Below are 21,580 nucleotides of genomic sequence, written 5' to 3' on the forward strand. Positions count from 1 at the left end.
AGGGTGACTTCAACCTTGCGAGCTCGGCACTCAAAATCTGCACGACCTCATTAAGAGTCTGCACGACCTCATTAAGAGCAGGTGCGGAGAGTTTGCTATCAGAGAGATGGGATGTTCAAAACATCCCGGGCGGCGTTCGTGAGGAAGCCGCCGTATGAAAGTTCGTCCGTTTGACGATCGTCACTGAGCAAACGGGGGCGGCTTATTTGCCGTCCCACCACCAACGCGATGAAGCGTCGCTGGCCGCAGCGATGTTGCCGAGAGTTTCGTCGGTAACGGGGTTTTCAGATACCGCGAAAGCGTTGAGGTTGACTCCGCCCGAAGCGGTCACGGTCCATCCAGCTCGGCCTTTGATGAAGCTGCACTGTGGTTCCAATGTCTTGGGCATTTCGTAGCTGGCCAATTCAACGTGTGAATCGTTGCCACGAAGAACACTCAAGTCGATTCCCGATTTGTGGTCGAGTTGTTGCTGAGTGATGAGCGTTGCAATGACCGCCAAATCCATCGCGTTGCGAAGATCGCGGAAGACGGGACGCTCGCGGGAGAGTTCTTCGTATTGCTCGGTCATCATGTCGGCCCACTTGGTAGCCAACGCATTCTTGCGGCCGGTGCCGCGAACCTTGCCGTTCTTGTCGAAGGTATCGTCTTCGGTCAGCGTTTTGACGCCTTGGCCGCTGATTTTCCAAACGCGACCTTCCGCGTCACGGGCGACTGGTTCGTAGTCCGAAGCCATCCACCATCGTGGAGTGCTGACGGTCGATTGGACTTGGTTCTTGGCGAGTTCCAGGTAGCTGGGCAAACCAGCGACGGGCGATTGAGTCAGTCCCATCGCGATGCGTTTCATTTCGAAGTCAGCGGCGACCAAGGTGCGAGCAAAGCGGCTGTCGGTGGCGACTCCACCCAACAGAATTTGCTGCGGTCCAAACGCTTGTCGCATGCCGGCTTCGAGGTAAGCGGGGTTTTGACCGGGGCGAAGTTTGACGTTCTTCAAGAAGTTTTGCAGACGCACGCGACCTTCTGGCGTTGGTTCGATGGAGCACAGGATGCCGCCGTTGTTGCGAGCGGTTTCAACGCTACGGAAAGCGGTCACCAAGTCATCCAGACGAAGAACCGATCCGCCGGTCTTGGTTCCGACAACGTGCCCATCAGGACGAACCATCCAGGGCTCCGCGGGACCAGCCAGCAAGATATCGTTGTTCTCTTGATCGACGATTACATATTCAATCCGCTGCATGCCGGCAAGGAACATAGTTTCGGTGTCGAGGTGTTGTCCCGACTCATGAGCCGCTTTCAATTTAGCTTGCAAGCCGTTTAGCGAAATCACTCGGCGATCGGTTGCTTGAGCCAATTCGCCCGTGGGGGCTTCCATTGCATTGCGAACAACCTGAGCCATCTCTTTTTGTTCTTGGGCAGTGGCTGTTCGAACGCTTCCATCAGGGGCAATCATCACACCCCCAACCGCACGTTGGTTACCCAGTCCAATGCCCGCGAAAGCGGTGGATGCGGTTGTTGCCAGGCAAAGAGCGGCGACCATCAGAGTTGGAAAACGCATGGTACGAACCCAAGACCCGAAACCGCATTGAATGGATCGACCAGAAACAGGACGACCAAGAAGAGAAGAACGCATCGAGACGTGTATCCGGCTGGCGGAGAGAAGGGATGGTGAAAGACGACCGGCGGTGGGGGGAACCCGCAGTCTATGATTAGAATAATTGCAGGCTCTACCAGTGACAAGCAAATCTAACACAACTCGATCCGCCGCTGCTCCAGCGAATTCGCCTCCGGACGCCTATTTGGTGGTCCATCGTGGCATGCGCTGGACGGATGTGATTCGATTGTCAGGAGATGTTCGCTGGACGATCGGTCGCTCCTCGTCCAACCCGATCGTGCTCCGCAGCGCCCGATCTAGTCGTCAGCACGCGGAAATCCGTCCCGCGACCACACCGGATGGCCCGGTATGGACAATCGCGGATCTGAATTCCCGCAATGGTGTAAGCGTCAATTCCAGGCGAATTCAAGCTCCAACAGTGCTCGCGGAGTCTGATCAGATTGAGATCGCTGGGTTTGAACTGACTTTCACGCGGAATCCGGCCACGCTCGCCCGCCCCCCGGTTCGAAAAAGCTTCCACAGCGGCGGGTCAGCATCAGGCGGATCAGAATCAGCCGACGATGGTGCGACTCAAGACAATCTCGCGATGCATTGGCGAAGCGATGATTCCGGTTATGACGGTGACAACGGCGAGAGCGAAGTGGATGTCGTTTCGCAAATTACATCCAGCGGACTGGCAAATCGGCTCGAACGCGAAGCCGATCCGGTTTCTGGCGGCGATCCGGCCGCGATGGATGCGGTTGATCCGCTGCTCGCGATGGCGTTTGCTTTGGGGCGAGCGGAGTCGATCGAAGAGTGTGGCGAGACGCTGATGCAAACTCTCGACGAATTGTTGCCGGGAGCCACGATTGGGTTGTATCTGTTTGACGCGGAGCAGCGAGCCGCGTTGGTCCAGGGTGGAGGATTGGCACCGCCGCGATTGGTTCGCCAGCCCAAAGGAACGCGGTACCGTCGTCCGCCGACACCGTTGATCGAACCGATTCTACAACCCAATTCGGCCGCTATGTTGGCCCGCAACGTTCTGGGCGATCGTCGCTTGGCGACTGAGAACACGGCGGGCGAGATCGATGTGGAGTCCATTATCTTGGCTCCGCTTCGGCCGGTGTCACGAGAGTCCGCCGCGAACCGCAACGGCGATTCAAATCGCGAGAAGCAATCGGCTGCGACCAATCAGCCAATCACGGAAGGCAATTTGCCGGTCGGGTTGGTGCATGTGACCACGCCCGCCGGAAGTCCCGCGTTGACTCCGAACCAATTGAGGAACGTCGTCGCGGCGGGAGAAATCTTTTGCCAGGCGATCCGGTCGATTCATCGAGAAGCCTCGTTGACGCGTTCGTTGAAGAAGTCCGAAGCGGTGATCAGCCGGTTGCGCCGTCAACTGGCCGGGCGGATTCAGATCCTTGGCAACAGCGAACCAATTCGGTTGGTTCAGCAACAGATTGCACAGGTCGCGCCAACGCCTTCGGTTGTTTTGGTTCGAGGCGAGTCGGGCGTGGGCAAGGAGCTGGTTGCATCGGCGATCCATCACGCCAGTCCTCGCAAAGATGGACCGCTGGTGTGTTTGAACTGCGCGGCGTTGTCGAAGGATCTGTTGGAGTCAGAACTGTTCGGTCACGAGGAGGGTGCCTTCACCGGTGCGACCCAGCAGAAACGCGGGAAGTTCGAAGTCGCGTCCGGCGGCACGTTGATGCTGGACGAGATCGGTGAGATGAGTCTGGATCTGCAAGCCAAGCTGCTTCGGGTTCTGGAAGGTCATCCCTTTGAACGCGTTGGTGGTCAGTCGCCTATTCGCACGGATGTTCGTGTTGTCGCTGCAACGCATCGCGATTTGCGAGCGATGGTCGAACAGAACAAGTTCCGCGAAGATCTGTTCTACCGGCTGAACGTGGTGGAGATTTTGGTTCCGCCGCTTCGCGAACGTGGCCGCGATGTGGTTTTGTTGGCAAACCATTTTTTGCAGTCCTTTGCCGAGTCGATGGCTCGCGGACGTTTGAAATTCTCTGCTCTTGCGGAGAAGAAATTACAACGACATCGCTGGCCGGGAAACGTGCGCGAGCTGCGCAACGTGATCGAGCGGGCTGTTGTGATGTCGCCGATGGATGCGGCTGGTGATGGCGAAGCAACGGAACTCGACGCGAATGATTTGATGATCACCGCGGTTGCGAATTCCTCGAAAGAGAGCACCAGCAAAGCGGGCCGTGCAGGAGCTTCGTCGGAAGATCTGGAACTTTCGTTGGCCGAACTGGAAATGCGGCATATCCGCCGGGTGTTGGAATCAACCGGCGGGAATAAAAGCCGCGCGTCAACGATTTTAGGGATCGAACGCAGCACGCTGGATCGAAAGCTGAAGAAGGCAGAGAAAGACGGCCGTTGAGGAATCTGTCAGCGGCTTTGCGGCAATTCAGGCGTGCTGCGATTGCGACCGTTCCCACTCGCGAGACAGATCTTTCGTGCCTCTCGTGGTCGCCTCAGTCATCGATCAGCGAGGTTCGTCGAGTGCCAGCAACGCCCGGCGGCTGTCGTTGTAGTCCAATGCGACGACTCGAAGGTCGGTTGGCAACTTTCGAATCACGGGATCGATGTAGGGATCCGCTTGGCCGGCGATCAGGCGTTCTGCCCAATCGCCATGGACGTCGACTGAGTCCACGTCGATCTTCGCGGCAACATGTCGGATCAAAGTTGGCAGCGAACGGATTGGCGTGTCGGCTCGGTGACCGGACGCTGCCTGACGCAGACGGACTTCTGCGGATGCTAACTGACGAGCCAAGCTCCAGGCCGCGTCGTCACCTTCACGGTGGACGGCGACGGTGAAGTGGGCTTTGCCGAGTAGCTCGGATGACGAGCTGGTTTCCAACAATGGCATGTCCGCCCAAACGCCCTTCATCGGGTTGGATTTGGCTGGTTTGCCGTAGGCCATCACGACGACGTCCAACATTCCAGCTCGGAAGCCAGGAGGAACGTCGAACGCAACTTGGAACATCTTCTCGCCTTCCAAGACTTGTTGCGAAGTCCAACGCAACTTGTAGTAAACGCCGCGGCCACGTTCGATCGTTCCTGCAGCTGAAACAGCGTGCAAAGGAGCGTGCTTGTCGAACTGGATTGCTTCGGATTTCTTGTCGCCGTGGTCTGCGCCCAAGTGAGCGGAAGCCAAGTGGCCGTAGCCACCATCCGCGGCGACACCGATTGACCGAGTCGACTCGTCGGACCGTTTGACTTGGATGGGCGTGGCGTAGTCCGACCCGGTTTCGGTGCGAGGCGAGTAGTCGAGAACTCGCCATGAAGCGGCACGTGGAACGACTTGAACCATCCAGCGTTCGATCGTTGGTAGCTTGCTGCCCGTCACCATTGACGACAAACGCAAATCAACCTGCATGGACTCACCCGCCTGCGATGTTGGCGTCATTCGGTCCGAAAGGTCGACCGGGCGAGCGACCGCGGTGGGCGGAAGATCAAACGACAATGCTTGAACGTTGTCTTGAGCCGCGATGTCGGTGGCGAGAACAGCCAATGCGAACGCTGCTACGTAAGATTTGACTTGAGATTGAAAAGTTTTCATCCGTGTGTCTCCGCGACCAGACGATTGATTGACGGTGGTGGCCGGGTCATCCGACTCGATTCCGTTCCTTCATGGATGCGGGCTGACTTTCGACAGCGACGAGAGTATTTCGTCTTCTCCGCGCCGGGCAAGCATCGCAAACTAGGTGCCAATAAACGGCCCGTTCAACACGCTGAGTACGCCGCGGCGCGTGAAACATGACCGTCGGTGCGGATGCAAATCGGTTCACGACAAATGCGGAGAGAGCACGCCGTGAAACAATCGTGTTAGGAGTGCATCCGTGGCAGTTCGCTGCCCTCGGCGATGATCTCACTTTCCAACTTGGACAGTTCGGTGAGACGTTCGCGAACCATTTCGCGACTGGCAAAATGCTCTGCGAGCTTCACGTACGTCGTGTGATGGCGAGCTTCACTCTCGAATAAACCAGCGTAAAATGCGGACAGTTCGGGCTCTCGGTCGGCCACATGATCCGCGAGCAATCGGAATCGTTCACAACTGCGGGCTTCGATCAAAGAAGCGACCAGCAATCGATCAACGGCGCGGTTGGGATCGTTTTGGCGGATTAGCGCGGTCAACTTGCGACCATACGGCCCCGGTGCGATCCGGCGAAACGGAATGTCACGCTTCTTCAAGATATCGATGACCATGAAGAAGTGCTCGAGTTCCTCTTCCACAATCGTCGCCATCTCTCGACAAATGTCGAGGTTCTCGGTGTAGGCGTTCATCAAGTTCATGGCGGTCGACGCGGCTTTGCGTTCGCAATGGGCATGATCCAACAGCAGTTCGTCCAAGTGGTTGTCGACTTGAACCAGCCATCGCCTGGTCGATTCGGAATGCAGGTGAAGCATTTCGATCAGGCCTCCAACAGCGCCGCGGCAAACGTATCAGGATCGAACTTGGTCATGTCTTCGATGCCTTCGCCCAACCCAACGAACTTGACCGGCAGTTCGAACTGTTCACGAATCGGCAGAACGACGCCGCCCTTGGCTGAACCATCCAACTTGGAAAGGATGATGCCAGTGCAACCGGCTGCATTGCTGAAGCCTTTCGCTTGACTGATCGCGTTTTGACCCGCGGTCGCATCGAGGACCAAGAGGACTTCGTGTGGTGCACCAGGAAGTTTCTTGTCGATCACTCGCCGGATCTTTTCCAATTCCTGCATCAACTTGCCTTGCGTCTGCAATCGCCCGGCCGTGTCGATGATGGCGTAGTCGGCACCGATCTCGACTGCTTTCTCCGTTGTTTGATAAGCAACGCTGGCCGGGTCAACTCCGCTGGGACCGGTCACGATTTCGCAACCGATTCGTTCGGACCAAATGGTCAGCTGTTCGACTGCCGCGGCGCGGAACGTGTCACCGGCACCAAGGACGATCTTGTGGCCTTGCGAAACCAAGTGATGCGAGAGTTTGCCAATCGACGTGGTCTTGCCACTGCCGTTGACGCCGACGACCAAGATCACGGTTGGTGGTGAGTCGGCTTTGGCCAGGTCACCGTGATCTTGCTTCAGTTGTTCGCGAATGTCTTCTGTGATTGTTTGGACGACTTCTTCCAAGTGAACGACTCGGCCGCGAAAATCTTTGGCGACGCGATCACGAATTCGGCCGGCTGGTCCCGCGCCCATGTCGGTGCGGATCAATCGAGCGTACAGTTCGCCCAAGAAATCTTCGTCGACCAATCGACCTTCGGCTTTGAACAAGTCGCGGATGTCGGTTCCCAGAACCCGGCGAGTCTTTTGAAGGCCGGTCTTCATTTTGCCGAAGAGTCCGCCCGAGGCTTCTTCACCGGATGCTGGAGAGGAAGCCGACGGAGTCTCGGGGGCGGTGGATTCGTCGCTCGAGTCGTTCTTTTTGGATCGCCAGAAAGCCATCTATCAATGCACGTTTGGGAATGGAGCGTCTGAGAACTGGATGGGCCGGATGCGACGTCGCCGCAGCCAGACAAATTGTGTCGCAACGCGATGAAATCCACCACCCGGGGAAGTCCACAGACGTGATGGTTTGTGCATCGCTTGGGTTAAGATGGGCACGTCCTCCTCATCCCTCCGCCGGCTTATCATCCCCATGTTGCTGACGAAATCCTTCGGGCGAATCCTCCCCGTCGCACTTTTGACGCTGTTGTACTGCTGCACGAATTCCGCAGCGGATCGCCCGGCTTGGAACGATTCTCGATTGCAGGGGACTCCGGAACCTCCGTTGCCGTTGACGGTGCAGCGCGTTCATCCAAACCTCGTTTTGCGTTCACCGATTACGGCGATGGATTTGCCCGGCACGAACCGACGTTTGGTGCTGCTGCAGAACGGCCAAGTGCATACGTTCGAGAATCGAGACGATGTCGAGTCGATGGATTTGGCATTGGATATCAACAAAGCCAATCAAACACACACCGACGAACAGTTTGCGGCGGCGCGAGATCTGACGCTGCATCCAGATTTTAAAACCAATGGCTACCTTTATGTTGTTTGGTCGATCCGTCCGCACGACGTCGAAGGCGGCACACGCGTTTCGCGTTTTGAAATGAGTTTACCAACGCCGAACGAATTCGATACTGACTCGCCGAACAGCGTGCCGTCAATCGATCCCGAATCGCGATTGGATTTGCTTTCGTATCCTTCCGGCGATCACATCGGTGCGTCGCTGAACTTCGGACCGGATGGGTTGCTGTACATCACGACCGGCGATGGTTCGTTGCCCTTCCCGCCGGACGTCAACAAAGCGGCGCAGGACATCAGCGATCTTCGCGGCAGTGTGCTTCGAATCGATGTGGATCAAACGAGTGAGTTTGCGGACGGATCGATATTGCCGTATCGCATTCCCGAAGACAATCCATTCGTTGATGTCGAAGGAGCCCGCGGAGAGATCTTCGCGTTTGGATTACGGAATGGTTTTCGCGCCGCGTTCGATCCCGCGACCGATGATCTTTGGGTGGCCGATGTTGGTTGGGAACGCTGCGAGATGGTGCACCGGATCGTTCCCGGCGGGAACCACGGGTGGAGTCTCTATGAAGGGCCTCATCCGGTGGACCTCGAGCAAACTCCCGGTCCTGGAAAAGTGATCTTGCCCGAGGTCGTGTTTCCACGCAGCGAATCGCAATCCATCACCGGTGGCGTCTTCGTTCCGGCGGATGCACTTCGCGCTAGCGAGGATGTTTCGCTGGCTGGTGAATACCTTTGCGGATGCTTCATGAATGGGAATGTCTGGTCGATCGACACGCATTCCAAGGCGAAGACGGGCAAACCATCGGTTCCGCGAAAGATTGCGAGCACCGGATTGAAGATCATTGACTTCTTTGTCAGCCGGAAAGAAGCATCGTCAGAGATCTTGTTGGTGGATCATTCCGGTGGTCTGTATCGGTTGAGCAGCAATGAGTCGGTCGATGACTACGAAGCGTTCCCAAAACGACTGAGCGAAACGGGATTGTTCTCGGACACGAAAAACTTGATTCCCAACCCCGGCGTCGTCGCCTACCGCCCCGCCTCCACGCTGTTTCGCGATGGAATTCGTACGGTCCGGTTTGTTGGGATCCCCGGTCAAGATCCAATCAATCCGATGCGGAAACGGTACGTGCGCGGGACCGTGTTTGCGAACACATTGATCCGTGACGTATTGGATGCTTCAGGTGATTCCAAAGAGATTCGGTTGGAGACCCAAGTGTTGTCTTATGACGGATTGAACTGGAATCCCACCACGTTTGCGTGGAACGAAGATCAAACCGACGCGACGCTGGTACCCGCGATGGGAGCCACACAGACTTTCCGTGTGGACGATCCCATTTGGGGACAGCGTGATTGGGAGCATCGTTTCTATCCACGTGATGTTTGTGTCACCTGTCACAACGTTGCCAATCCCGGTGCCGCATCATTGGTGCCTGAGAACCTGCGTGACGAGAGAGGTCCGGGATCTTGGTCTGAATTAGCGCAAGCCGGGTTTTTGGTGCAAGCCAAAGTGAAAGCAGGTCATGAGATGGTGAACGCTTATGACACGGACGAACCGCTCGAACAAAGGGCTCGATCGTATTTGCATGCCAATTGTGCGCACTGTCATCGTCCGGCCGGCGGCGCGACATCGAAGATGGATCTGAGACACATTCGGCCACTGGACCAAACCGCGTTGCTGGGAGTTCTCGCTGCCCAGGGCGACTTTGGTTTGGGGGCCAACACCAAGGTTATTGAACCGGGGCATCCTGAGCGATCCGCATTGGTTTATCGTGTCGCCACCGGCGGTCCGGGGAAAATGCCTCGTGTCGGTTGCTCAGCTGTGGATCTGGCGGGTGCCAAAATGCTTTGGGACTGGGTGAAGTCGATGCCTGTCGCTCCCAATTCAACCGAGTCCACCAGCGAAAAGCCGAACGAAACGTTGCAAACGATGTTGCTGTGGCGAGAGCTCGTTGAGGCACCACCGGAGAAGTCCAAGAAAATTGTTTCTGAAATGCTGATCGAGGAGAGTGTCTCGCAATCGCCGGTGGTACTTGGTCTGATGCAACCTTGGATCGATCCTGGGCAACGCAAACTTTTGGTGGGTGATACTCCCGACGTGGACGCCCTGCTGGCTTTGAAGGGGAATGCGCAGCGAGGGTTGCAGTGGTTCTACGAATCCGCGGCGTCGCAATGTCGACAGTGTCATCGTATCGGTGGATTGGGAAAAGATGTTGGACCGTCGCTGGCGGGAATTGGCAAACGTCGAACGCGTTTGGAGGTGCTTCGAGGAATCGTCGAACCGAGTGAAAAGATCGAACCGGAATGGAGAAGCCACACGATCTTGTCGGTGGACGGTGAGTTGATCGTTGGTCGCATACTTCGAGAGGACGGTGAAGCCGTGGTCGTACAGCATGCCGACGGAACCAAGACGACGCTGCATTCCGAGGACATCGAATTGAAAAAGCCGAATGAGCAATCGCTGATGCCGGCGGGATTGCTGTCAGCGATGACGCCGCAAGAGGTTGCGGACTTGCTCGAGTTCCTCATGCAAACGAACGAAGCCGGCGAGTTGCCGGCTTCGAATTGATGCGTCGCGTGGAGTTGTTCTGATGCCGGACAACTCGTTGGTCGGTCCGGCCCACGAGAGTCAACCTGTAGCTCGGTGGTCCCCCACCGAGACGAGCATGAGATTCGAACTGTTGTCACGACTGTTCGCGTGCTCGAGGCAGGTTGCTCGGAAGCGTGACGCGAATAGTTCGAGCGTTGCCGTGGATGAAACGCTGGTTGGCGGTGGTGAGCTTGCAGACGGAACAATTGGGGACAATCGTTCTACTCTGGTGCAGGATCTTCCGTTGGTTCGCCCCAAGGGTTGCCGTGTTCAGAACATTCCGCCACCGCCACCGCCACCTCCGCCACCATTCATTCCGCCTTGGATGGTTTGCGTTCTGTTCTTTAGCTGTTGCTGGAATTCTTCGTCAGACAAGCGAGGGTCTTCGCCGGTGTGTGTTTCGCGAAGAGCACGCATCAGATCTTCGACTTCCTTGTGCACTTCGTCGGTTGTGCTTACCAGCAGCGCGGGACGGCCGTCTCGCGAATTGTTGACGGAGCTGATCGTGGAGTAGCCCCCGAGTGCCTCCCATGCGTCAGGCTCAATGGTGGAAGTTATCATCTCAATCGTGTCGGCGTCGCCTCCTCGAGGCAGGCCAGTGCCTTCCAGGAAATACAACCGCTGCCGAAGACTAGAATCGCTGGCTTCCATGGTGGTGATTTGCAAAACCTCATCCTTGTATTCGTAAGTGAGTCCAAGCGGACGCAGCATCAAGCGAAGGAAGGATCGAAAGGATACGGATTGAATAGAAACATCCACTGGGATGTCATTTGAGAGCCCAATTTCCTCCAAGGAAAGCGTATTGATCAGGATCGGGGAATTGACGTCTTCAGACATCACGCGAACCGCGTCCTCGAGTGGTGTTTCCACGAAGTTGTAGGAAACCTTTCTATCCATGATCTCATCGAATTTCTTCTCCTCTTCCGGCGTCATGTCCAACCATCGGTCCGTCGAAATTCCTCGGCGAGTCAAAACGGTCATGTCGGCGGTGATCAAGAGACCATCGTCATCGACCTTTGCTTTCAAACCCTCGCGTTCGAGCGCTTTTCGCAAGAGCGTACGAAGTGGTTGTTCGCCCTTCGAAGAAAATTGCACATGCAGACTATCGACGTCAATTTGACCGAGAGTCATCGCTTGCTCGTCCAGCAGCACAGGGAGTCCCGTGGCCTGTTGCAGTGTTTCTGGAAGTGAGCGGATATTGGACTCAAATGCCAATGTTGTCGGCTCGTCAAGCAATTGCGCAATTTGGTTCGCCACTGCGGTGGCAGTTGATGCAGGCGGAGCCGGTGTTGGAGGAACTGGTGGAGTAGGCGGGGTTGGCAAAACGGGGGACGACTGCAATGCGTCGCCCGGTGATGCTAGTCGAGACGGAAGTGTTGGAATGGGCGTGGGAGATGTATCGTCCTGCCCGATTTGTGCGAGCACCGGCGGGGAATCATCCTTCGTAGTGGCGAAGGTAAGGACGCTGGCGGTGCGTCCTGTCTCGTCGTCGCCGACGGGGACTGCGAAGGCGACTAACAAGGCAAATCCGACCGCCGCGGTGGAACCAAGAATGGGGATGACAGGCATGGTGGCGATTCCTTGTGAAAGATGGGATTCGAGAGAAGAGAAGTTGGAACTCGATGCGGATGAGCTCCAATCAAATTTGCCAACGTCTGCGCCGGGGGATGAGTTTGGTTCGGTGGTCGATCCCCCAGGATTCATCGGAGAAGTGAGTTTCAGTGCCGCGTCGGCGGCCATTGCGTCGGACGCGCTCCATGCGTGTGCAGCGGCCCAAGCCGCCATTGGTGCGACCCCGCGAAGTCGCAGTTGTCGACAAAGACGTTGCTTGCCGCGTGCCAGCCACCCACGAACGGTGCCTTCAGTGGTGCCCATCCGTTTCGCGGTTTCGTTGACCGTGATGCCCTGTTGAAGGTGCAGCACAATCGCGGATCGGTATTTTTCGGGCAGTTCCGACAACTCCTCGTCCAGCACGATCGCTTGATGACGAAGTGTCAGTCGTTCCAACGGATCGACCGGTTTGGAAGGAACATCCGAAAGGTCTTGCTGCGAGTGTTCAGTTGACATCATGGTCGCGATGCTGGCGCGTTGGGCGACACGGTGCAGCCATCCGGCCAACCGTTCAGGACTTCGAATCTTCTTCGCCGATTGGGCGAGGTATAAAAACGTTGTCTGCATGGCATCGTCGGCGTCCGACCGATTGTGGCACCGCCGGATGCAAACGCTGAGAACCATTTGGGCGTAACGTCGAACCAACGTGTCGAGGGCTTCGATGCAGTTGTCCGTGACCCAAGCGTCCAATAAATCCGCGTCGGTGGAATTGAGGTCATCCCAACGGTCCGCGATCATCGTGTCGCAGGAACAAACAATCGATTGGTCTGGACTCGCGTCCGGGGTGACTGGTGGCGGAATCGAATGCGGGGGTTCGATGGTGGAATTTTCGCTGGGCATGATCGTCCCTTTCCTTTCCGGCCGAATATCGAGGCTGCAGCGTCGTGAGGCGATTCGAATCGATGTGACGAAGGTGCACGGAAGGCAAATTCGCCACCTCTGATCATCGCTTGTTCAAGAAGACAGTGGGACGAGATGCCCCCACGGCGCGCAAAAAATCAGAAATTCGAAGAAAAGAAACTTTGAGCGTTCAATAACCTGTAGCTCGGTGGTCCCCCACCGAGACGAGCGCAAGAGTCAACCAGTTGTCTCAACTGTTTGTGTGCCCGGGGCAATTCGCTTCGAAGCTTGACGCGAATGGTTGGAACGTTGACCGCGATGAAACGCTGGTTGGCGGTGGAGAACTTGTAGACGGAACTACTGAGGACAATCGCTCTACTCTGGGGCTCACTTCGTTCGATCCAGGGCGATGGGATGAACGGGAACGTGCGGGTGGCTAATGCTTTGGTTCTGTTTGCGCTGGGTCACGGTGGGGGACCATCGTGTTACAGGTTTAGCTTACGCTGGGGACTTCGTGCGTGAGGCGGCCTCGTTGTTGACACAGCGATGCGAGACGGTCGGCGTGTTCTTGCGTCAACGCTTGCGGTGACAAACGCCATGCCCAGTTGCCGTCGGCGATGCCAGGCAAATTCATTCGGGCTTCGTTCCCCAGACCCAATACATCTTGAATGGGGACGATTGCGATTTCAGCGGCGGATGACATGACCGCATCGATCAATTGCCAGTGCACGTCGTGATCGCTGGTCACGACTTCGGCGAGAGGATCGTCGCCTTCTTCGGGTGGCGTTCGCAGGTGGTACCAACCCATTACCGTGTCGTTGTCGTGAGTACCGGTGTAGGCCACGCAAGATTCGGGGTAGGTCGATGGACGATGGAAATCGTCTTCCATGGTCGCGAATCCGAACTGGAGCACTCGCATGCCCGGGAACCCAAGTTCTTCGCGCAGTTGATGAACCGCGTCGGTGATCATCCCCAAGTCTTCAGCGATGAACGGAAGTTCGCCGAGTTCCTTTTCGGCGGCGCGGAACGGTTTCGCGCCGGGACCAGTTCGCCACTGACCGCCGATCGCGGTCTCGGCACCATAGGGAACTTCCCAATAAGCTTCGAAGCCGCGGAAGTGATCGACTCGCAGCAGATCAAACTGTTCCAACGAACGACGGAAACGCGCGGTCCACCAAGCGTAGTTGGCATTCTCGAGTGCATCCCAATCGTATTGAGGGTTGCCCCAGAGCTGACCGGTTTCGCTGAAATAGTCTGGCGGCACACCGGCGACCAACATTGGCGTTCCATCTTCGTTCAACGCGAACATGTCTTGGTTGCCCCAGACATCGGCACTCTCGTAAGCGACGAAGATCGGCATGTCACCGCACAGTTGAACTTGTCGTTCGTTGGCGTACGCCTTCAGTCGGTTCCATTGGCGATCGAACAAGAACTGTTGAAAGCGAGAGTAGTCGATCTCGCGAGACATCTCTTGGCGAGCTTGTCCTAGTGCGTCGGGTTCGCGACGACGGATCGGATCGGGCCACTTCGACCAATTCGATTCTTCGAACTTGTTCAAGAAGACTTCGAACAAGGAAAACTCATCGAGCCACCAATCGTTCGCGTCCAAGAATAACTCGAACGCGATCTTCAGTTCACGTGGTGGCTTGGCGAGGTAGCGTTCGTACGCGAGTTTGAGTCTGGCGTGCTTGAACTCGTTGACCGCACCGAAGTCGACGCATGCTGGATCGCTCTGCGTGAAGCCTTCCAGGTCGGATGCTTCGAGCAAACCTTCGTCTACCAATGACTCCAAGCTAATTAACAACGCGTTGCCCCCAAACGCCGAGTAGGCGCTGTAGGGTGAGTTGCCATAAGCAGGAGGACTGAGCGGCAAGATCTGCCAAATCGATTGGCCAGCCGCGTGCAAGAAGTCGACCATCTCGTACGCCGCAGCACCAAGATCACCAATGCCCAATTCCGATGGCAAACTGGTGATGTGACAAAGAATGCCGGAGGATCGCGGGAAACGCATGCGTGAGATCTAGTTGGCGATAGTCGGTCGGTTGAATCGGAAGTTTTTGGCCTCGTGTTGAACACAGGGCAACTTCCGCACCACTTTTAAGAAGACTACCGGACTTCGGTCAAACCGCCAATTGGACCAACTCTCTTGCCGATTGTTCCCCGTTTGCCTGAATGGCTTTTGCTTCCAAGCTTTCGTCCACGAGGTTGTAGTGCACATCACGCTGGCGGGGGACGAAACCAAGCTCCTCGATTGCTTCGCGAATTTGCTGTAGTGACAGATAGTGCACCGTTCCGGCTTCGGCAACGACGTTTTCTTCGATCATGAGACTTCCCATGTCGTTGGCACCAAACATCAACGCCATTTGCCCAATCTTCAAACCTTGCGTGACCCAACTACTTTGAAGGTTTGGAATGTTGTCCAAGAACAATCGTGAGACGGCCAACATTTTCAGATATTCAAACGAACCGGTCGGTCGCACGTCGGACATGTCGGTGTTGTCGGGTTGGAACGTCCAACAAATGAAAGCGGTGAAGCCACCGGTTTCATCCTGCAAACTTCGCAAGCGTTCAAGGTGCTCGATTCGTTCAGCGAGCGTTTCGACATGACCGAACATCATCGTGCTGGAACTGATGCCGCCCAGTTCGTGCCACACACGCATGACGTTCAACCAGTCATCCGTCATGACTTTGCCGCGAGTGATTTCGTTGCGCACGCGATCGGTGAGAATCTCGGCACCGCCGCCGGGAACGCTGCCAAGCCCAGCGTCCTTCAACCGCGAAAGAACGTCGCGAAGCGGGAGGTTGTTGACCTTGGTGAAGTGATGCAGTTCCGGTGGTGAGAATCCGTGAACGTTCACCTCGGGAAAGCGAGTCTTGATGTCCCGCAGCATCTCCTCGTACCAATCGAGTTTGTACTTTGGATGCAGGCCGCCTTGCAGCAAGATCTGGTTGCCGCCCAAGTCGACCGTCTCTTGGATCTTCTGCAGCAGCACTTCGCGAGGCAGCACGTAGCCTTCGTCACTTTTAGGGCCGCGATAAAACGCGCAGAAGTCACACACCGCGGTGCAGACGTTGGTGTAGTTGATGTTCCGATCGACGTTGTAAGTTCGGTAGGGCTCGGGGTGCTTGGCTCGCGAAACTTTTTCGGCCGCGGCACCGATCGCCGCCAAGTCGTGGCTTTTCAGCAACGTTAAACCTTCGGCGGATGTCAGCCGATCCCCAGCGACGGCTTTGGCGAGAATGTCGTGGACGGCAGATGAGTTGGCGGGTGCGTTCATCAATCTTGCAAAGGTGTGTGGGAAGCGGGGACCAGCCCCAGATGTTCGGCTTTTTCGCGAAAGGCTGCCAGCCCCGATCGTTCGCCGTTGCCGAGTTGGAAGTGAAGATTCTCAGCGAAGTAACGATGCAGGTCCTCAATCGTCAGACCGTGACCAGCGGCTTCGCGTTTGGCGATCGTCTCGAATTGCTGCAATCCTTCGTCTCGAGACACATTCAATGCGTCTTCGATCCGCTGGCGGATCTGCGGATCTGCGACGGCGGATCGCCGCGCCACCCACATGGCAAACACGAACGGCAATTCGGTCCACCGGCACCATCGATCGCCGAGGTCCCAGATTTCTTGGTATTTGCCCGGAGCAGGATGCATGGCTCGATCGCCGATCATCAACAAAGCATCGGCGTCGATTTCGTCTGGTGAGGATCCGATCGGGAAAGGCACCGTTTCAGGTCGCAGCCCGTGCATCTCCGCCAGCAAGACTTGCGACATCGCGGCGCTGGTGCGGCTGCCTTCGTCCAAAGCCAGCGTGCGGACTTTGTTCATCGGCACGCGGCTGAGCACCCGCACGCTCCACACCGGGCCGCGACATGCGATCGCGGCGTCGGAGATGATCTCGTACTCATCGCCGCCGCGGAAATATTCGACGCTGGGGATCAGTGCGATGTCCAGTTCTCCCGCCGCTAAATCGCGAGCCAACCGCGATGGCAGGTCCAAACGCAATTCGCCCGATTTGCCCAAACGCTCTGGCAGCGTTTCAATCAACGGCTTTGTGTTCAGATAGGAAACTGCACCGAGGCGGAGCATGATCGTTTCAGGGTTGGAGGAGTTCGTACGATGGCCTTCCAAGGCCGTCGCGGGTCGAATCGACGGTTTTGAAATACCAACGCAATTGAATCGACGGCCTTGGAAGGCCATCGTACAGGCTAGGTGATTGGTGGCGTTTGCTGGGAGGACTTGGTCCGTGTTGATAACCGCGGCGAACGGAGGCCGGCAACCCGGTTCAGCTTCGGCCACGGGTTTTTCGCCAAACTCGCATTTCGTTGGGGCCTTTGAAAAGCACCATGACTGCTCCATAGGCCGCGTAGCGATGAAAGACATACTCGTGGAAGTCGTCCTCGCCCGGCCAAGGGTAGCTGTAGATGATTCCGAAGTCCTCCACGTCCAAACCGATGGACGAGTAGGCTGATTCGATCGAGTGACCCAGGCTGGGGAGCGTTGGGTCTTCCGCCAGCGTCTCGGATCCTTCGGGCAAGAAGTTGCCTCTGACTAATTCGGGGGTGGGACCTGATTTCGGTATCGAGGCCAAGGTTTCTTGCCAATCGCTCAGCGTCGTTTTTCCCTGACGGATCAATTCTGGTTCGGACTCGATGCCGATCGCATCCCATCCGACCGCGGCGGCCAGCCAGGTGATCGCCGCGAAACCGCAGCCCCATTCGACGAACCGCGAATTGTTCAGCATTTGTGATTCGGCCACCCACCGCATCGTTTGATAAACGTGCAAGTAATCCGCCGCCACGAACAATTCGATTTGGGGGCGGTCCCAGCGATCCTGAAACGCTTCGATCCGTTGCTTCACGCCGTGCACCATGGCGTGAATCTCGGTCGGGATTTCGGTCGAGTCCAAACCGGAAGGCAATTCGATCGGTGTCAGCATGTCGGGCGGGTCAATCGAGGACGAGTCGGGTGCGAATGCGTGTCGGAATAGATCGCAGAATCCGAACAATCCGTTCAGCAGCGAAGCCAGACCGCGTGGTTCTCTGGCGAACCCCGTGATTCGTCAAGCCCGCTGGAGGGAATCGACCTATCTGTTTCGATAAGGCACTTATTCAGCATCTAAGAAATGGCACCATGAATCTAACTTCAGTCGATTTCAGCCAACCGTCGGTCGGTTGGTTGGACGAAATGTGGGGGCAACTGGAGGACACCAGCCACGAGGAAGAACCACTCGAGGAACAGTTGGCTGACCAATGCGGTCTGACCGATGAATCCAAGCTGGCGTCGGTCTACGCGTCGCATTACTTGTTGCCGTTGTTTGAACCGCCCAGCGGTTTGGCGATTCCCGTCGATCGTCGTCTCAAACAATGTCTGCCGGCTGACTTTTGTGAAAAGCACGAAGTGGTTCCGTTGGCGGTGCAGGATCACAGCCTGGAAGTCGCGATCGCGTCCCCGTCTGCATTGCTGTTGGCCGACGAAGTCAGACGAATCAGCGGTTTGCAAATGCGGCCGCTGTTTGCTCGAGCGACTGTCGTTCGCCGAGCCTGCCAGGAACTGTTTGGCGAGCAGAATCCGCCGCCGAAAACTGCTGATGCGACAGCAACTTCTTCGGCGGCATCGGCGACTGAATTGAAGAAGGCCCAACGTCAATCGATCCCGCAGCCTCCCCCCGTGGAAAAGACCGTGGTCGCATCGCCAATGAATTTGACCGCTTACGACCTGAAAGCCGCCGAGCGATCGGCATGGCAAAAACAGTTGGTGGCGGACAGCGGATTGACGGTTTATTGCGGGCGAAAGGGTTTGGACAAAAGTCCATTGGCTCGATTGTGGGGCGTTTGGTCCAGTCAAACGCATGGCCGTCCCGCCAGCCGTTGGAATCCCTTGCAACGCGAATCGGTGGAATCGGACCCTTCTGTGGTCATCATTCCGGACCTAAACAGCCCCGTGTCGGCAGAAGTTTGTCTGCATTCGGTGCTCGAGGGACAGCGTGTTTTTGCGGTCGTTCACGCCCGTGACCCTGTTTCGGCGATTTTGCGACTGCGAGCTTGGGGACAAATTGGCCACTCGCTCGCCGAACAGATTAACCTGTTGATACATCAGAACGGCCTTTCCCGATCGGAGTGTCGCAGCATCGAAATTGACGATGTTCGACGTTCCGCTTTGGCGTCCGAAAATGACATGGGCCGATTGCAGAAGCTTTTTCCTTCGACTGGTAGCTTTCTATGTGGCCCCTGACCAACGGAAATCGATGTCTCGTCGGTCCCGAAGCTGAATTGTTTCGCGGCACGGTCGCGATGATGGTGGATCAGTTGGTCGATGAGTTGAATCCCGCCGCGGAAGTGGAGCACGATGCCGAAAGCGATTCGATGTTCACGTTGTCGGGCCCCGTGGTCGGGTTTGACCCGCCGCATTGGTACGACATGTGGGAACCGCAGCAGAAGATTTGGCTGCTCGAACGAGTCGCCACATCGTTGCTGACGTCTCGCCCGGCACCCGCGATGGCGGCGATGTTCGAAGCCACCGTCGAAGCGGTCTATGTCGAGATGGGCAATCTGATCGCTTTGGAAATCACCGAAGGACGACCCATCGAACCAGGTTCGTGGCGTCAATCGCTGTTGGATGCCTATGTGCAACGATGTCCACGCGACAGTTTTTTAGAAGCCACCCATTTCGAAGCGACGACGTTGGATCCGTGTTGGCCGCGCGAAATCGAACAGCAGATCCGCCAATACGAACAAACGCCTTCCACGGACGGCGATGCCAACGCGAACTCGATTCAGGATGCCAATTCGGTTCCCGATCCCGTTGAAAAACGGCAAAGTGATTGGTTGACTTATTGGTCGATGGTCATCGAACGGTTGCTCGATGCGACTTATGGTCCACGAGTTCATCACGCGGCGGAAGCGTATCGTGATGGCGATCCAAAATTGTTGAAACAGTTCCTGCAATCCAAGGGTGTCAGCCCCAAGTTCGTCCAGCGAATTCCGCCCCTACGAACCAAGGCTCAGCTTCAGAAAGCGGTGACGCGTTTGCAAGCGTTGTTGCTGGACGAGTGAAGTTGAGAACGTAGTGGATGAGGCCGCGAATCCTTCGGCCTGAACATGAGAGTAGAACAGTTGTCCTCAACTGTTCCGTCGTGCCGCCCTTAACGGCCAAGCCTCATCGCGACGGGCGCCACTTCTCATGCCCGGCCCTCACCCTCGCGTACGCCTGAACGGCATCGCTCGACCTCTGCCCAAACTCTGTTTCGGGAGAGGTACGTCATGCTGAAATCTGCCGACAAGCGGTATCGACAATCTGCACGACCTTAGTTCAGCTTGAAGCAGCGTACTAAGCCGAGACGGCTCGGGATGGTTTGAATGGGATGACCGACGGTGTGTCGGCGTCCATCACGTTAAACTTGCGGACAGTGCGTTTGCGACGGATGGCGGGCATTGTTTCGGGAACCATGGTGCGACGCATCATGTCCCATTGCTCGCGGCTCATTTCGACGCAGCTTTGTGTGAACCAGCCCACCGCTTCGCTGAATGTTTCTTGACGCAGCACGATCGGTTGCGATTGAACGCTGGTCAGTTGCTCGCAAAACGGGCGACTGTCATCAGCTCGTTCTGGTTCGGCTTCGACAACGTCCGAATGCAGTTTCAATCGCTCGGCGATTTCGATGAAGCGCGTCGCGACCACCATGCGCTCATGCTCGGTCGCGCCGGGGATCACTGCGAGAATCGTTTCACTGGTATGCACGGATGGATTCCAAGGTCATTTCGTCAGAATCAGTTTGCCTTGGCGAGTTTTGCGGAGCCGGTAAATCTGGCCTTCGTTTTCAATCCAGATTTCACCACCGCAACGTGCCAAGGCCTCGAATCGGATGATTTTTGGCATTCCACCGGTCGACATCGTTGTCGCCGAGGGGACTGATTCAACCGCCGGCGTACCCGCCGGAACACCTTCCACGACCGAACCAGTTGGGATTTCTCCCCATGCAGGATCGGTCGCCGACGAAGGTTTTGAATCAGTCATGCGACCAATCTAAGTCGACGGCAATGTCGCGGCAAGACCTTATTGCGAATGATTTGCAGTAAAAGTAGGCGGGCGGCGAGTGTGGAAATCGCTGGCCATTTGGAACACGTTCCCGGCCCGCAAAAGACGCGATTCTTCCATCACCGGGGCCTGCAATTGCACTCCGACGGGCAAACCATCCGCGTCGAATCCACCAGGCAGCGAAATCGCGGGCACGCCCGCCAAGTTGGCTCCGACGGTGAACAAATCGCACAAATACATCGCGATCGGATCGTCGGTTTTCTCGTTCAACGCAAATGCGGGCGATGGTGTCACCGGGCCGAGCATCAAGTCGACTTGTTGGAAAGCGGCGTCGTAATCGTTTCGGATCAGACGACGAACCTTGAGAGCTTGGTTGTAGTACGCGTCGTAATAGCCTTCGCTCAAAGCGTACGTGCCGACCATGATTCGGCGTTTGACTTCGCTGCCAAAACCACCAGCGCGACTGAGCGAATACATCGCTTCGAGCGGCCCCGAGTCGGCAGCGGCGATTTCGGCGTCAGCAACGCGATACCCGTAATGGGCTCCATCGAATCGCGACAAATTGCTGCTCGCTTCGCAAGGTGCGATGACGTAGTACGTCGGTACCCAGTACTTGCTGTGCGGTAACTCGACTTCGACGATTTCGGCACCTTGTTCGCGAAACACCGACTCGGCCGTTGCCAAGGCATCGCGAATGGCGGGCGAAACTCCGTCTTGGTCCAGGCCTTCTCGCAGGACACCGATTCGCATTCCGCGAACGTCTTCCGCCGCCATCGCTGGCGTGTAATCGGGAACTTCCGCGTTGACCGAGGTGCTGTCGCGAGGGTCGTAACCTGCCATCGCTTGCAGTCCGATCGCGACGTCATCGACCGACCAACCCATCGGGCCGGCTTGATCGAGGCTGCTGGCAAACG

Annotated in this window: 16 protein-coding genes; 4 read left to right on the forward strand and 12 right to left on the reverse strand. The window is 56.7% G+C overall.

Annotated features, from left to right (window positions below; all coding sequences use genetic code 11):
- Nucleotides 1–202: 202 nt before the first annotated feature.
- Nucleotides 203–1,552 carry a DUF1598 domain-containing protein gene (locus tag B2R17_RS07875; RefSeq protein ID WP_286763539.1) on the reverse strand — a complete coding sequence of 450 codons (1,350 nt, stop codon included), beginning with the start codon at nucleotides 1,550–1,552 and terminating at the stop codon, nucleotides 203–205.
- A gap of 175 nt (nucleotides 1,553–1,727) precedes the next feature.
- Here B2R17_RS07875 and B2R17_RS07880 point away from each other — a divergent pair, with 175 nt between their 5' ends.
- The gene (locus B2R17_RS07880; protein WP_286763540.1) at nucleotides 1,728–3,983 is read left to right on the forward strand and encodes a sigma 54-interacting transcriptional regulator; all 2,256 of its coding nucleotides are present in this window, start codon (nucleotides 1,728–1,730) and stop codon (nucleotides 3,981–3,983) included.
- Nucleotides 3,984–4,088: 105 nt separating this feature from the next.
- Here B2R17_RS07880 and B2R17_RS07885 read toward each other — a convergent pair whose 3' ends face one another.
- The 3 genes from B2R17_RS07885 to ftsY all read right to left on the reverse strand — a co-directional run bounded on the left by B2R17_RS07885 (nucleotide 4,089) and on the right by ftsY (nucleotide 7,032).
- Nucleotides 4,089–5,165 carry a hypothetical protein gene (locus tag B2R17_RS07885; RefSeq protein ID WP_286763541.1) on the reverse strand — a complete coding sequence of 359 codons (1,077 nt, stop codon included), beginning with the start codon at nucleotides 5,163–5,165 and terminating at the stop codon, nucleotides 4,089–4,091.
- Nucleotides 5,166–5,431: 266 nt separating this feature from the next.
- The gene (locus B2R17_RS07890; RefSeq protein WP_286763542.1) at nucleotides 5,432–6,013 is read right to left on the reverse strand and encodes a tRNA-(ms[2]io[6]A)-hydroxylase; all 582 of its coding nucleotides are present in this window, start codon (nucleotides 6,011–6,013) and stop codon (nucleotides 5,432–5,434) included.
- Nucleotides 6,014–6,018: 5 nt separating this feature from the next.
- The gene (gene ftsY / locus B2R17_RS07895; protein WP_008659959.1) at nucleotides 6,019–7,032 is read right to left on the reverse strand and encodes a signal recognition particle-docking protein FtsY; all 1,014 of its coding nucleotides are present in this window, start codon (nucleotides 7,030–7,032) and stop codon (nucleotides 6,019–6,021) included.
- A 193-nt stretch (nucleotides 7,033–7,225) separates the two neighbouring features.
- On the opposite strand from ftsY, the gene B2R17_RS07900 reads away from it, so the two are divergent.
- Nucleotides 7,226–10,165: a PQQ-dependent sugar dehydrogenase gene (locus tag B2R17_RS07900; protein ID WP_286763543.1), complete on the forward strand. Its 2,940-nt coding sequence runs from the start codon at nucleotides 7,226–7,228 to the stop codon at nucleotides 10,163–10,165.
- Between the two features lie 291 nt (nucleotides 10,166–10,456).
- On the opposite strand, the gene B2R17_RS07905 is transcribed toward B2R17_RS07900, so the two are convergent.
- The 5 genes from B2R17_RS07905 to B2R17_RS07925 form a co-directional block, all read right to left on the reverse strand.
- A complete protein-coding gene (locus B2R17_RS07905) occupies nucleotides 10,457–12,637 on the reverse strand; it encodes an RNA polymerase sigma factor (protein WP_286763544.1) in 2,181 nt (726 codons plus the stop codon).
- 493 nt (nucleotides 12,638–13,130) lie between these two features.
- Entirely contained in the window at nucleotides 13,131–14,648 is a 1,518-nt protein-coding gene (gene malQ, locus B2R17_RS07910) for a 4-alpha-glucanotransferase (protein WP_286763545.1), read from the reverse strand.
- Between the two features lie 109 nt (nucleotides 14,649–14,757).
- Complete coding sequence (gene mqnC / locus B2R17_RS07915; RefSeq protein WP_286763546.1) at nucleotides 14,758–15,915, reverse strand: cyclic dehypoxanthinyl futalosine synthase; 1,158 nt, start codon at nucleotides 15,913–15,915, stop codon at nucleotides 14,758–14,760.
- Nucleotides 15,915–16,718, reverse strand: a complete 804-nt coding sequence (locus B2R17_RS07920) for a menaquinone biosynthetic enzyme MqnA/MqnD family protein (RefSeq protein ID WP_286763547.1) — start codon at nucleotides 16,716–16,718, stop codon at nucleotides 15,915–15,917. The genes mqnC and B2R17_RS07920 overlap by 1 nt, the downstream gene beginning before the upstream one ends.
- Nucleotides 16,719–16,914: 196 nt before the next feature.
- A complete protein-coding gene (locus tag B2R17_RS07925) occupies nucleotides 16,915–17,637 on the reverse strand; it encodes a hypothetical protein (protein ID WP_008671543.1) in 723 nt (240 codons plus the stop codon).
- Between the two features lie 125 nt (nucleotides 17,638–17,762).
- Here B2R17_RS07925 and B2R17_RS07930 point away from each other — a divergent pair, with 125 nt between their 5' ends.
- Both B2R17_RS07930 and B2R17_RS07935 read left to right on the forward strand, forming a co-directional pair.
- Nucleotides 17,763–18,863, forward strand: a complete 1,101-nt coding sequence (locus tag B2R17_RS07930; protein WP_286763548.1) for a type II/IV secretion system protein — start codon at nucleotides 17,763–17,765, stop codon at nucleotides 18,861–18,863.
- Nucleotides 18,851–19,684 (forward strand): hypothetical protein, encoded by an 834-nt coding sequence (locus B2R17_RS07935; RefSeq protein WP_286763549.1) that lies wholly within the window; start codon nucleotides 18,851–18,853, stop codon nucleotides 19,682–19,684. Before B2R17_RS07930 ends, B2R17_RS07935 begins: the two co-directional genes overlap by 13 nt.
- A gap of 274 nt (nucleotides 19,685–19,958) precedes the next feature.
- Here B2R17_RS07935 and B2R17_RS07940 read toward each other — a convergent pair whose 3' ends face one another.
- From B2R17_RS07940 to B2R17_RS07950, 3 genes are all read right to left on the reverse strand, one after another.
- Nucleotides 19,959–20,369, reverse strand: a complete 411-nt coding sequence (locus tag B2R17_RS07940) for a hypothetical protein (RefSeq protein WP_286763550.1) — start codon at nucleotides 20,367–20,369, stop codon at nucleotides 19,959–19,961.
- A 15-nt stretch (nucleotides 20,370–20,384) separates the two neighbouring features.
- Nucleotides 20,385–20,645: a hemin uptake protein HemP gene (gene hemP, locus B2R17_RS07945; RefSeq protein WP_007331092.1), complete on the reverse strand. Its 261-nt coding sequence runs from the start codon at nucleotides 20,643–20,645 to the stop codon at nucleotides 20,385–20,387.
- 39 nt (nucleotides 20,646–20,684) lie between these two features.
- On the reverse strand, nucleotides 20,685–21,580 hold an 896-nt coding region (locus B2R17_RS07950), incomplete at its 5' end, for an amidase family protein (RefSeq protein WP_286763551.1).

The organism is Rhodopirellula sp. UBA1907 (genome assembly GCF_002337565.1).
GTDB lineage: Bacteria > Planctomycetota > Planctomycetia > Pirellulales > Pirellulaceae > Rhodopirellula > Rhodopirellula europaea.